This window comes from Mucilaginibacter sp. GW821-FHT07H05 (assembly GCF_059418485.1).
This window is the reverse complement of the sequence record NZ_JBWKPY010000002.1, coordinates 597,782-610,322: the sequence shown is the minus strand read 5'-3', so window position 1 is coordinate 610,322 and position 12,541 is coordinate 597,782. Positions and strand designations below refer to the sequence as shown.

Sequence of the window (12,541 nt, the reverse complement as noted above, 5' to 3'; positions counted from 1 at the left end):
TTTTTGCATAAAATCAAGACGAGAAATAATAATAAATGTCAGAAGACAAATCAATAAAATTAATAAAGGCAGTAAAAGAACTGAACATTGGTATGAATACCATTGTCGATTTTCTGGCTTCAAAGGGCTATAAGGTAGAAAAACAACCGATGGCCAAGCTGGATAGTGACATGTATACCACATTGTTAAAGGAGTTTGCTGCCGACAAAATAATTAAGGAAGAAGCTAAACAGATTAACATTGGCAAAATACGCCGTGAAGATATTGTAGAGCCTGCTCCTGCCAAACCATTTGAAAGCCATCGTTCAAAAGATTTTGAGAACGAAGAGATTTTAATAAAAAACACAGGTCATACTGCCCCGCCACCGGTTGAAAAACCAAAACCGCAGGAACGTGTTGAAGCTTCCCTGCCGGGTGTAACCGTGGTAGGTAAAATAGATCTGGACAATATTGGCAAAACCCAGCCGGAAGAAAAACCAGCTGCCGTTGCACCTGCGCCAGCGCCAAAACCTGTTGAACCGGTTGCACCACCTAAGGTTGAAGAAAAACCTGTTGTGGTGGAAGCGCCAAAAGCTGTTGAGCCTGTTGCCCCTAAGGTTGAAGAAAAACCTGAGGTAGTTGCCGAAGTACCAAAGCCAGCCGAGCCCGTTGCTCCTAAAGCCGAGGAACCTGCAAAACCAACACCAGCACCTGTTGTAGCCGCTCCGCCGGTTGCCGCTGAGGTACCAGCACCTGCTGCTGCACCCGCTGCACCACAGGTAGAAGCGGAAGCAGATGATGAAGTGATCCGCGCGCAGGCACAACGCCTGAGCGGCCCAACCATTATCGGTAAAATACAATTGCCTGTAGACCCGGCAAGGCGTAGCAATAATCCTATCGCATCGTCGGGCGCGGCAAACAATGCCGATCATAAACGCAAACGCAAACGTAAGGAAGGCGGAGGCCCGGGTGGCAATAACCAGCCACAACAAGGTGGCGGACAACCCGGCCAGGGACAAGGCGGTGGTAACAGGACTGAAAACAGGCCTAAACCATTAACCAATACACCGGGCCGTCCTGATTTCAGGAACCGCACACCGATAACTAATAACCCGTCTAACGCCGGATCGAAGGAAGAACCTTCAGAAAAGGAAATACAAGACCAGATTAAGGCAACTTTAGCACGTTTAAGTGGTGCGGGTAAATCGGGCAAGTTTGCCCAGCGTGCAAAATTCCGTCGTCAAAAACGTGATGATGTAGCTGCAAGTGCCGAAGAAGATGCATTGGAACGCGAACTGCAATCCAAAGTATTAAAGGTTACCGAGTTTGTAACTGCTAACGAACTGGCATCTATGATGGATGTACAGGTTACGCAGATCATCAGTACCTGTATGAGTTTGGGCATGTTTGTATCCATTAACCAACGTTTGGATGCAGAGACCCTGACCATTGTGGCCGATGAATTTGGTTACGAGGTTGAGTTTGTGAAACCACAGGATGAAGAGGGTAGCCTTGACGAACCTGATGCGCCGGAATCATTGGTGCCACGTGCGCCGATTGTGACCATTATGGGCCACGTCGATCACGGTAAAACATCACTGTTGGACTTTATCCGTAAAACCAATGTAATTGCCGGTGAGGCGGGTGGTATTACCCAGCACATCGGTGCTTATGATGTTGCTTTAGAGGATGGCCGTAAAATTACCTTCCTGGATACACCGGGTCACGAGGCGTTTACCGCTATGCGTGCACGTGGCGCCCAGGTAACCGATATTGTTATCATTGTAATTGCTGCTGATGACAGTGTGATGCCGCAAACCCGCGAGGCCATAAATCACGCGCAGGCTGCCGGTGCACCTATTATCTTCGCATTCAATAAAATTGACCGTCCGGGCGCTAATGCCGATAAGATCCGTGAGCAGCTATCTGCCATGAACATTTTGGTGGAAGAGTGGGGCGGTAAATATCAAACGCAGGAAATATCAGCCAAAATGGGCTTGAATATTGACCTGCTGCTGGAAAAAGTATTGCTGGAAGCTGAATTATTAGAGCTGAAAGCTAACCCTAACAAACGCGCCGTTGGTACCGTAATTGAAGCTGCTTTAGATAAAGGCCGTGGTATTGTGACCACCATTTTGGTACAGGCAGGTACATTAAGCGTAGGCGACCCGATACTGGCAGGCTGTTACAGCGGCCGTGTAAAGGCGTTAACCGATGCACGCGGACAGCGTATTAACCAGGTTGGCCCATCGGTGCCGGTACAGGTATTAGGTATGCAGGGCGCGCCAACAGCGGGTGATAAATTCAACGTGCTGGAAAGCGAAGTGGAGGCACGTGAAATTGCCAACAAACGCCTGCAATTACAACGCGAACAAGGTTTACGTACACAAAAACACATTACCCTTGATGAAATTGGCCGTCGTTTAGCGATTGGTAACTTTAAGGAACTGAATATTATTGTTAAAGGTGACGTGGATGGTTCTATCGAGGCATTATCTGACTCATTACTGAAACTATCGACCGATCAGATCCAGGTGAACATCATCTCGAAAGCGGTTGGTCAGATCTCCGAATCGGATGTATTGCTGGCTTCGGCTTCCGATGCGATCATCATTGGTTTCCAGGTTCGCCCTTCAGGCGGCGCCCGTAAACTGGCCGAGCAGGAGCAGATCGATATCCGCCTGTACTCTATCATTTACGACGCGATCAACGAGATCAAAGCGGCGATGGAAGGTATGCTGGCGCCAACGTTTGAAGAGAAGATCGTTGCTAACGTGGAGATTCGCGAAACATTCAAAATTACCAAGGTGGGTACAATCGCCGGCTGTATGGTATTGGATGGTAAGATCACCCGTAACAGCAAGATCCGTATCATCCGCGATGGCGTAGTAGTTTACACCGGCGAACTGGCTTCACTGAAACGTTATAAAGATGACGTGAAAGAAGTGAATGCGGGTTACGAGTGCGGTTTAAACATCCATAACTTTAACAACATTGAAGTAGGCGACATTGTTGAAGCTTACGAAAACGTAGAAGTTAAACGTAAACTGTAAGGTTACATACTTTAGTCATATTAAAAGGGAGTTATAAGTCAATTATAACTCCCTTTTACTTTTTATCAGGTCTTCAAAATATGGAGCCGTAAAATCGGGCGAGAAATGCAGCACATTATCCAGGTGTGTAAACTCATGCTCCTCGTGCGTGGTGGTGAAGATTACGCATTTCATACCTGCATTGCGGGCTGCTTCGGCGCCTTTGGGCACATCTTCCAGCACCAGGCAATCTTCGGGGTGAACGTTTAATTCGTAAGCGTTTTTGAGGTATGTTTCAGGATTGGGTTTGCTTAATATCACATCTTCGGCGCTGACTATCGATTTAAAATAATGGCGGATGTTCAGATTATCCAGCACAAAATCAATATTAAAACGGATAGCTGCCGAACCGATAGCCATGGGGATACCGGCCTGGTAAGCACCGTCTAAAAATTCGGCCAACCCGGGTAACAGCGCCAGTTGGGGCAGGTATTCTTTTTGGTAACGTTTCTCTTTTTCAACCGAAAGGCTGTCCATTTCTTCCTGTGTAAAGCGATCGGACCCGAACATGCGCACCAGTAATTCCTGATTTTTGCCGTACATATTTTGCTTTACTTCGGCCATGCTGAAATTGCCGCCAAGGTCATGGTTTAATATCTGGCACCAGGCCCGGCTATGAAAATCCATATCGTTAATCATGGTGCCGTTCAGGTCGAATAGCAATGCTTTTGGGTAGGTAGTCATGCCCGCAAGTTTAACAAATTTGCTTAGTATCAAAAGGTGCATTTTAGAAAAATTATTCAAAATTTAGTTTGGCTTTATGTCCTTTAATGGAAATTTAACCACAAAGGCCACCAAGAAATATGATTGCGGCAAACACAAAGGCCGCAAAGATTTTAGCAATTTAATTAACTAATGGCTTTGTGTTCTTTGTGGTTCTACCTTTGTGCGCTTTGTGGTTAAATAGCCACTAAACTTTACACCTTGTAAGTGGGATACCGAAACAAGTTCGGCATGACACTGCCTAAATGATGAGGTAAAATGGTAAATTCGTGCATGTCTTTCCAACTCATTATCGCTAACGTTTGTAAACACATCCAGCTAAACGATGCCGAACAGCAGCAATTCACGGCCTATTTACAGCCCAAAAAGCTGAAGAAAAGGGAATTATTATTGCAACAGGGCGAAGTATGTAAACATTCGGCTTTTGTAACCAATGGCTGCTTACGCGGATACAACATTGATAAAAACGGCACCGAGCATGTATTAAGCTTTGCCCCGGCTGATTGGTGGATGGCCGATATGTACAGCCTGATCAGTCAGCAACCCGGGGTGCTGAATATAGAGGCGCTGGAAGATACCGAAATGCTGCTGCTATCAAAAGTAAACCAGGAAAAGTTATACAGGGAGTTACCCAAATTCGAGCGCTTCTTCCGCATCCTGGCCGAAAAATCGCTGGTGGCCAACCAGCAGCGGCTGATAGACCGTCTTAGTCTTACAGGCGAGGAGCGGTATAAGATCTTTTGCAACCGCTATCCTACCCTGATCAATCACCTGCCGCAAAAACAAATTGCCGCCTACATTGGCGTAAGCCCCGAGTTTTTAAGCCGGGCCCGGGCCGAAATGGCTAAGAGCAGGGATTAACGATTAAACCGCAACACCAGCTCCGGATCGGGAATATTAGCCATTAGTTTTTCCTTTTCAGAGAACCGCCCTACGCCCGGGTAATCGCCGCGCCAATCGCCAATATCAAACATCAGTTGAAAATGCAGGTGAGGTGGCCAGTTACCGTTTACATCTGCGGCGCCAAATAGGCCAAGCTGTTGGTCTTGCGAGATCGTTTTACCGGGATATAAACCCTTCAGGCTTTCGCGGTTAAGGTGGCCGTAAAGGCTGTATAGCGTCAGTCCATCTAAATCGTGCTCAAGGATAATGGTGGGTCCATAATCGCCGAAGTTGTTATTGTTGTTAAAGCTATGTACCTGCCCGGCAAAAGGCGCATAAACGGGTGTGCCTGCGTTTGCCCATATATCTATACCCAGGTGCAGCCGGCGGGGCTCTTCATCTGTGTTAAACAGCGCGCTGCGGGCGTATAGGGTGCGGTGTTCCATATAGCCGCCTATGCCGTATTTATAATTACCTTCAGCCAGCTTTGCTTTAACCCAGGCGCTGAACTTTTGGGTATCGGCCACATCATCGGGAGATAACTCCGTATTGCCGGCGGTAAAATCAAAGGTATACAGGTTATCCGCAGCAGGGTTATAATCCACTACTTTACCTGTTGTTTCGGGATGGGTTTGGATGTATTGGGTTAATTGCTGGTGTTTATCCATAAAAGACGCTATGTCATTTCGACGAACCGAGGTGGGTTTAAAGTAGTGGGTGAGGAGAAATCTTATACGTTACAACTGTCGCTCGTAGAAGATTTTTTCCCTCCGGTCAAGAGATAGTTCTCTTTCGCCCCATCGCACAAGCCTCCGCTTGCTCTATCGAAATGACATTGCTTTTTAAATAACAACTATTCCTCCGGCTCCTTCTGGCGTTCTTCCTTGCTGATCTTATCGAAGATCTTATCCATACGCTCTACATACTCGCTGGTATCATCCACAAAAAACTCCAGCTGGGGGATCACCCTTACCTGGTCTTTAATACGGGCGCCCAGCTTATAACGGATCTCGTTAGCGTGCGATTTGATGGTTTGTAAAGCCAGCTGGGTATTGGCATTATTAAAAAAGCTCAGGAATATGCGGGCCAGCGCCAGGTCGGGGGTAACCCTTACTTTGGTAATGGTAACCATGGTATTGGGTAAATATCCATTGCCTTCGCGCTGAAATATAGCGGCCAGGTCCTGCTGTATTACCCCGGCGAATTTTTGCTGACGTTTTGATTCCATGTTTTCTTAGGCTAAAGGTGAAAGCAGAAAGCAAAGCTTTTTACCTGCACCAAGGTTGATTTTTATTGAAGCAACAGCACCGGGCTAAGCTTCGGTAAGTACTTTGTTAATTAGCTTTCTGCTTCGCGCTATCGGCTTTGGGCTCGGTATTGCACATATCGTCGGGTATATCCTTTGTGATTTTTATCAGTTTGGTTACCACAATAGTGCTATCGAACTCGGAGGCCGCGCCATCCTCGCCAGATTTTACTTTACGGCCTTCTACTTCAACATAAACGGGCTCATAAGGTTTTTCAAAATTAAGCTGCGAATAACTTAATTCCAGTTTGGCCGAACTATCGGCCGCCCAAAACTCGTGTCCGGTAACGCAATCCTTAAATGATTTTACTTCGGGGCCAAAGCTATATAAGCCGCGGTAAATAACCGGCTGCGGCTTTTTTTCTGCCTGTTTGGTTTGCGGGTTATTGCAAGCAAAAAGCGCTAACATGGCCAGCAATAATAGTACCCTGTTCAATATCGTCCTCATCAGTTCAATTTATAGTTCCTGCTTAATATCGTCCAGCCTTTTTATGCTTAGCCGCGCGCTGATACCCGATGCAATTACAGCAATAATAGTAACAGTTAAAAATACAATTATAAAATCAATAAACTTAATGGCCACCGGGTAGGCATCCATCACCGTTATTTTGCTGCCCATTTTTATCAGGCCAAATTGTTTTTGCACCAGGCAAAATATGGTTCCGGCTATTATGCCGGCCACGCAACCAATCATGGATATCATCATCCCTTCAAAAAAGAAGATGCCCTGTATCAGTTTTTTGCCGGCACCCAGGCTGGTTAAAATGGCAATATCCTTTTGCTTATCCATTACCAGCATGGTTAACGAGCCAATAATGTTAAATATAGCGATAATAACCACAAAAGTTAATATCATATATATCGACCACCGCTCCACATTTAAAGTTTTATACAGGGCGGCGTTTTGCTCGCGGCGGTTTTTAATGATGTACTTGCCGCCTGCTTTTTCACTTATTTCCCGCTCCATCTTTTTCAGATCGATACCGGGCTTAAAATTGAGGTTAAGGGCCGATACTTCTATGGGCTGGTCCAGCAGATCGCGCATAAAGCTGATGGGGGTAACAATGATATCATCAAAATCCTGCTGCACGGAGAAAACCCCCGAAATAGGGATCCGCCGTACTTCAAATTCGTTAAGTGGGTTAGTTGAGCTGACCACATTGCGCCGTGGCGAAAAGATCTGCAATTCGTTATCAAACTGGTTTTTTACACTAACCGACAAGCTGTTTTGCACCATAGCGCCAATTACGGCATAATCGCGCCCGCCGGAGTGGAGGGTGAAAGAGCCATCCTGTACGGTACTGTCTAATTGTTTATTACTTAAAAAGGCATCGCTTACACCCTGCACTACGCCTACAAAGCGTTTATCACCATATTTTATCAGTGCTTGTTCCTGTAATACTTCCGTATAGGAAAACAGGCGCGCATCCTGGTGCAGGCTTTTAAAATAGGGTGTGTTGGGATCAAACGTTTTGCCCTCGCGCGGCTCTACCCTTATCTCGGGTGTAAAGTTGCTGTATAGTGACAGGATCACATCCTCCAGCCCGTTAAATGCCGACAGGATCATGATCAGCGCCGCGCTGCCCACAAAAACCCCTAACATGGATATGCCCGATATGATATTGATCGCGTGCATTTTCTTGCGCGAGAACAAATATCTTTTGGCTATGTACAGGGAGGTGTTCACGTTTGCAAAGATAGGAAACCCCCCGGCCCCCTAAAGGGGGAGTTTACATATTTATCCTAAAACTCCCCCTTTAGGGGGCCGGGGGCCTACGTTAAAAAAGGATTGGTCCGTTTCTCATACCCGATGGTGGTTTGGGGGCCGTGGCCGGGCCATACGGTGCAATCATCGGGCAGGGCGAACAGCTTTTCGCGGATATTGCGGATCAGCAGCTCATGGCTGCCCCCCGGGAAATCGGTACGGCCTATGCTGTTGCGGAACAAAACATCGCCGCCTACCAGAAAATTCTTTTTACGCTCGTAAAAACACAGGTGTGCCGGCGAATGGCCCGGCGCGAAAATCAGCTCGAACGTAGTTTGCCCGAAGGTTACCGTCCCTGTTTCCGGCAGGAAAACATCAGGCAGTGGCGAAAGATCGTAATGCAGGCCCATTTGCGCCGTCCATACCGGGGCTTCCATCAGCAGTTCCAGTTCGCCTTTGTGGAATTGGGGCTTAAGGCCGTAGTTATCAAATATAAATTTATTGCCAAAAACATGGTCGTAATGGCAATGGGTGTTAAGCAGCAGGGTTGGTTTCAGGTCGTTATTATTGATGAAATTCACCACCGCGTTCTGATCAAAAGCCGTGTACATGCCCGGGTCGATAATGGCGCATTCGCCGCTATTATCATACACAATGTAAGTATTCTCGCCAATCAGGCTGTTGGTAAATATTTTTATGGCAGACATGGCGGCTAATTTACTCGGCCATGTTATGATATACTGCCTGCACGTCGTCGTCCTCTTCCAGGCGGTCAATCAGTTTCATAATGTCAACAACCTGCTCTTCGGTAACTTCGTGGAACGATTGCGGTACGCGTTCCAGTTTTGCCGAACGCACTTCTATACCGATCTCTTCCAGTGTTTTTTGCATTTTGCCAAAATCCTCAAACGCGGTATGGATCACGGCTATATCGTTTCCTTCTTCGTCGGCTTCTACAAACAGGTCTTCCAAACCGGCATCTATCAGTTCAAATTCCAGTTCTTCCAGGTCGCGGTCGCCGGGCACAAATGTAAATACCGCTTTGCGCGTGAAGATAAAATCCAGCGATCCGGTTTTACCCAGCGTACCACCGTATTTGGTAAAATAGCTGCGCACGTTAGCTACCGTGCGGTTAATGTTATCGGTAGCGGTTTCTACTAAAACGGCCACGCCATAGGGCGCGTAGCCTTCGTAAACCAACTCTTCGTAATCCTTTTCATCTCTGCTGGTTGCGCGCTTAATAGCGGCTTCCACCCGATCCTTCGGCATGTTTACCGCTTTGGCATTTTGCACCGCGGTGCGCAGGCGCGAGTTGGTGTTCACATCGCCGCCGCCGGCTTTTACCGCCATTACAATTTCCTTACCCAACCGGGTAAACTGCACTGCCATTTTAGCCCAGCGCTTAAATTTTCTCTCTTTACGGAATTCGAATGCTCTTCCCATGTGACCCCCTAACCCCCTAAAGGGGGAATGATTTTTAAGTTTAATTTATATAATATGCCATCCTGTTCCCCCTTTAGGGGGTTAGGGGGCTTATAGTATTTGTTTCAAATTTGTCAGCATATCATCCACCATTTTAGGCAGGTCATATTCCAATTGCCAGCCCCAGTCTGTCCAGGCCTGGCTGTCGTCTATCGATTTTGGCCAACTATCGGCTATGGTCTGGCGCGGGTCGTTATCGCTATAACTAATGCTAAAAGCGGGCAAATGTTTTTGTATTTCATTAGCCAGCTGGCGCGGTGTAAAGCTTAAACCGGCCAAATTATAGCTACTGCGGATGGTCAGCTTTTCGGCCGGGGCATCCATCAGCGTCAGCGTTGCGCGGATAGCATCTTCCATATACATCATCGGCAGGGCGGTATCCGCTGAAAGGAAACTCTCGTACCGGCCATTCTTTAATGCTTCATGAAAAATATGCACCGCGTAATCGGTAGTACCACCGCCGGGGTTTGCCCGCCAGCCTATCAGGCCGGGATAACGCAAACTGCGCACATCCAACCCATGCTTTTTGTGATAATACTCGCACCAGCGTTCGCCCGCCAGTTTGCTGAAACCATAAACCGTGTTAGGGTCCATCACACAATACTGCGGCGTGTTAAACTGCGGCGAGTGCGGCCCGAAAACCGCTATACTGCTTGGCCAAAAAACTTTGGCTACTTTAAACTCCACTGCAAAATCCAGGATATGGATCAGGCCGGTCATGTTTAAATCCCAGGCCATTTTAGGCTTTTGCTCGCCTACGGCCGATAAAATTGCCGCCAGTAAATAAACCTGTGTAGGCCTATGCTTATCAAATATATGGTGCAGGTTATCCTTATCCAGTACATTTACAAATTCAAACGGCCCGCTGTTGCGGATGGCATAAGCCGGGTTATTAATATCCGATGCGATGACCTGCGTTGCTCCGTGAATGGCCCTCAGGGCGTTAACCAACTCGGTACCAATTTGTCCGTTAGCTCCAATCACCAATATCTTTTCGCTCATGCGTTTCCTGGTTTGATGGGCAAAGGTAAAAGAAAGTCCGGAAGTCTGAAAGACCGGAAGACGGAAAGTCATCAGTGATTTTATCGGAATATATTTACAGGGAACGGGCGTATAATTACAGCAAATATTCAAATGAATTATCTTTCTGGACTTGCTGTTTAATCCCCTACTAATTTAGTATACATTTAAATCGGATATAAAACAAAAATTTCTCATCTTTGAGGTTCAAAAAATTATTTGTTTATATTTTAAAAAAAGAAAATGAAAGTCGCAGTAGTAGGTGCCACCGGATTGGTAGGCACTAAAATGTTGCAGGTTCTTGAAGAACGCAACTTCCCGGTAACAGAATTGATCCCCGTTGCATCCGAAAAAAGTGTTGGTAAGGAAATCACTTTTAAGGGTAAGCAATACAAGATCGTTTCGGTAGCGGATGCGATTAAACAGAAGCCCGATGTGGCCATTTTCTCGGCCGGGGGCAGCACATCTTTAGAGCAGGCACCGCTTTTTGCCGCGGCCGGTACTACCGTAATTGATAACTCATCGGCCTGGCGTATGGACCCTACCAAAAAACTGGTAGTGCCCGAAGTTAACGCCGACGTATTAACCGCCGAAGACAAGATCATTGCCAATCCTAATTGCTCAACCATACAAATGGTGGTGGCTTTAAAACCATTGCACGATAAATACCAGATCAAACGTGTGGTAGTATCTACCTATCAATCGGTAACAGGTACTGGTGTTAAAGCGGTTGACCAGTTAATGAACGAGCGTAATGGCGTGGAAGGCGCGATGGCTTATCCGTATAAAATAGATTTGAACGTATTACCTCATATTGATGTATTTACCGAAAACGGTTACACCAAAGAGGAGATGAAGATGATCAAAGAAACCCAAAAGATAATGGGCGACGACAGCATCCGTGTTACGGCTACTACCGTACGTATCCCGGTAATGGGCGGCCACTCCGAATCGTTAAACGTAGAGTTTGTAAACGATTTTGACCTGGCCGAGGTACGTGATATTTTAAGCAAGGCCCCCGGTGTTATTGTAACCGATGATGTGGCTAACCTGAAATACCCGATGCCTTTAGACGCGCACGATAAAGACGAAGTTTTTGTAGGCCGCATCCGCCGCGATGAAAGTCAGCCCAACACCCTGAATTGCTGGGTAGTTGCCGATAACCTGCGCAAAGGCGCTGCCACCAACGCGGTGCAAATTGCCGAGTATTTAGTGGCGAAGAACCTGATCGGTCAGCCGGTTGAGGCGTAATTACAGTATTTATAATTTAAAGCCGGTTGATCATTCAACCGGCTTTTTTTATGACATGTGCATTTTAAACATTTCTTCAAAATCCCCTATATTTGTGGAACAAGCCCTGGGAGGGGACAAGCTTTATAAGCTGAATATATAACCATTGGATAAAGTAAAAGTATTAGCACAATACCTGCCGCCCGAAGCGGCACCACTTATTGGCCGCTGGATTGATCATTTTAAGTGCGAATTTAAAATATCACGCAACCGCGGCACCAAATTTGGCGATTACCGCGCCCCCTTTGATGGTAAAGGCCACCGCATTTCTGTTAATTACGATTTGAACGCCTACGCGTTTTTGGTGACTACCGTGCACGAGTTTGCCCACCTGCATACCTGGAACGAACATCAGCACAAGGTACGCCCGCATGGCTCGGAGTGGAAAAGTAATTTTAAAAAAATGATGCAGCCTTTTTTCGAAAAGGAAATTTTTCCGCCCGATGTGCAGCAGGCCATTACCAAATACCTGAATAACCCGGCAGCATCCAGTTGTTCGGACCTGAACCTGTACCGCTCGCTGCGTAAATACGACGCGCCAAAACCATCGGCCATAACGGTAGAAAAACTGCCTTTTAAAGCGCTGTTTAAGATGAAAGATGGTCGCGTTTTCCGGAAAGAAGAGCAATTGCGCAAGCGTTTTAAATGCGTTGAAGTAAACACCCGCCGGGTGTACCTGTTTAGCCCCGTAGCCGAAGTGGAGATAGTGGAGGGGTAATTTGTTATGCTGAACAGAGTGAAGCATCCCTCATAAGCCGGGCGGACTTGCAGGCAGGCCTTCCTGGTTAGAGGTTCTTCGCTATTACTACCCATGACGTGTTTGTTTTGAACACCATGTCATTTCGAACGAACCTGCGGAGGTTATGGGGTGGAGTGAGGAGAAATCTTATACGATTACCTATCGCGTGTATAAGATTTCTCTTTCGCCCTCTCCGCAATCCCCGCCCTTGCTCTATCGAAATGACATGGTGGTTTTGACGTCATCTACACCTTTAAAGTCCCGCCTGGATTCGATAACTCAGAATGACAACGATGTTATAATTGTCAATAATCTGTCTAAAT

At 46.8% G+C, this 12,541-nt stretch carries 12 protein-coding genes; 4 read left to right on the top strand and 8 right to left on the bottom strand.

What is annotated here, in order from left to right; all coding sequences use genetic code 11:
* The first annotated feature begins 35 nt into the window (after window positions 1–35).
* Window positions 36–3,032: a translation initiation factor IF-2 gene (infB, locus tag AC07M6_RS06790; RefSeq protein WP_494888234.1), complete on the top strand. Its 2,997-nt coding sequence runs from the start codon at window positions 36–38 to the stop codon at window positions 3,030–3,032.
* Between the two features lie 42 nt (window positions 3,033–3,074).
* Here infB and AC07M6_RS06785 read toward each other — a convergent pair whose 3' ends face one another.
* Window positions 3,075–3,755, bottom strand: a complete 681-nt coding sequence (locus tag AC07M6_RS06785) for an HAD family hydrolase (protein WP_494888233.1) — start codon at window positions 3,753–3,755, stop codon at window positions 3,075–3,077.
* A gap of 312 nt (window positions 3,756–4,067) precedes the next feature.
* Between AC07M6_RS06785 and AC07M6_RS06780 the strand changes: the two genes are divergently transcribed.
* Complete coding sequence (locus AC07M6_RS06780; protein WP_494888231.1) at window positions 4,068–4,655, top strand: Crp/Fnr family transcriptional regulator; 588 nt, start codon at window positions 4,068–4,070, stop codon at window positions 4,653–4,655.
* Here AC07M6_RS06780 and AC07M6_RS06775 read toward each other — a convergent pair.
* The 7 genes from AC07M6_RS06775 to AC07M6_RS06745 form a co-directional block, all read right to left on the bottom strand.
* Entirely contained in the window at window positions 4,652–5,344 is a 693-nt protein-coding gene (locus tag AC07M6_RS06775; RefSeq protein WP_494888230.1) for a peptidoglycan DD-metalloendopeptidase family protein, read from the bottom strand. The two genes, AC07M6_RS06780 and AC07M6_RS06775, sit on opposite strands and share 4 nt — an antisense overlap.
* 185 nt (window positions 5,345–5,529) lie before the next feature.
* Complete coding sequence (gene rbfA, locus AC07M6_RS06770) at window positions 5,530–5,904, bottom strand: 30S ribosome-binding factor RbfA (protein WP_494888228.1); 375 nt, start codon at window positions 5,902–5,904, stop codon at window positions 5,530–5,532.
* A gap of 106 nt (window positions 5,905–6,010) precedes the next feature.
* Window positions 6,011–6,430, bottom strand: coding sequence for a hypothetical protein (locus tag AC07M6_RS06765; protein ID WP_494888227.1), 420 nt, complete (start codon window positions 6,428–6,430; stop codon window positions 6,011–6,013).
* A gap of 9 nt (window positions 6,431–6,439) precedes the next feature.
* Entirely contained in the window at window positions 6,440–7,669 is a 1,230-nt protein-coding gene (locus tag AC07M6_RS06760) for an FtsX-like permease family protein (protein WP_494888226.1), read from the bottom strand.
* Between the two features lie 86 nt (window positions 7,670–7,755).
* Window positions 7,756–8,394, bottom strand: coding sequence for an MBL fold metallo-hydrolase (locus AC07M6_RS06755; protein WP_494888224.1), 639 nt, complete (start codon window positions 8,392–8,394; stop codon window positions 7,756–7,758).
* Window positions 8,395–8,404: 10 nt separating this feature from the next.
* A complete protein-coding gene (locus AC07M6_RS06750) occupies window positions 8,405–9,130 on the bottom strand; it encodes a YebC/PmpR family DNA-binding transcriptional regulator (protein ID WP_494888223.1) in 726 nt (241 codons plus the stop codon).
* A gap of 90 nt (window positions 9,131–9,220) precedes the next feature.
* The gene (locus AC07M6_RS06745) at window positions 9,221–10,171 is read right to left on the bottom strand and encodes an NAD-dependent epimerase/dehydratase family protein (protein WP_494888453.1); all 951 of its coding nucleotides are present in this window, start codon (window positions 10,169–10,171) and stop codon (window positions 9,221–9,223) included.
* Between the two features lie 261 nt (window positions 10,172–10,432).
* Between AC07M6_RS06745 and AC07M6_RS06740 the strand changes: the two genes are divergently transcribed.
* Window positions 10,433–11,440, top strand: a complete 1,008-nt coding sequence (locus AC07M6_RS06740; RefSeq protein WP_494888222.1) for an aspartate-semialdehyde dehydrogenase — start codon at window positions 10,433–10,435, stop codon at window positions 11,438–11,440.
* A gap of 145 nt (window positions 11,441–11,585) precedes the next feature.
* The gene (locus AC07M6_RS06735) at window positions 11,586–12,197 is read left to right on the top strand and encodes a SprT-like domain-containing protein (protein WP_494888220.1); all 612 of its coding nucleotides are present in this window, start codon (window positions 11,586–11,588) and stop codon (window positions 12,195–12,197) included.
* Window positions 12,198–12,541: the final 344 nt, after the last annotated feature.

Coding starts and splice junctions, on each gene's coding strand:
- infB (WP_494888234.1), top strand. CDS start 36: ATGTCAGAAGACAAATCAATAAAATTAATAAAGGCAGTAAAAGAACTG.
- AC07M6_RS06785 (WP_494888233.1), bottom strand. CDS start 3,755: ATGACTACCTACCCAAAAGCATTGCTATTCGACCTGAACGGCACCATG.
- AC07M6_RS06780 (WP_494888231.1), top strand. CDS start 4,068: ATGTCTTTCCAACTCATTATCGCTAACGTTTGTAAACACATCCAGCTA.
- AC07M6_RS06775 (WP_494888230.1), bottom strand. CDS start 5,344: ATGGATAAACACCAGCAATTAACCCAATACATCCAAACCCATCCCGAA.
- rbfA (WP_494888228.1), bottom strand. CDS start 5,904: ATGGAATCAAAACGTCAGCAAAAATTCGCCGGGGTAATACAGCAGGAC.
- AC07M6_RS06765 (WP_494888227.1), bottom strand. CDS start 6,430: ATGAGGACGATATTGAACAGGGTACTATTATTGCTGGCCATGTTAGCG.
- AC07M6_RS06755 (WP_494888224.1), bottom strand. CDS start 8,394: ATGTCTGCCATAAAAATATTTACCAACAGCCTGATTGGCGAGAATACT.
- AC07M6_RS06750 (WP_494888223.1), bottom strand. CDS start 9,130: ATGGGAAGAGCATTCGAATTCCGTAAAGAGAGAAAATTTAAGCGCTGG.
- AC07M6_RS06745 (WP_494888453.1), bottom strand. CDS start 10,171: ATGAGCGAAAAGATATTGGTGATTGGAGCTAACGGACAAATTGGTACC.
- AC07M6_RS06740 (WP_494888222.1), top strand. CDS start 10,433: ATGAAAGTCGCAGTAGTAGGTGCCACCGGATTGGTAGGCACTAAAATG.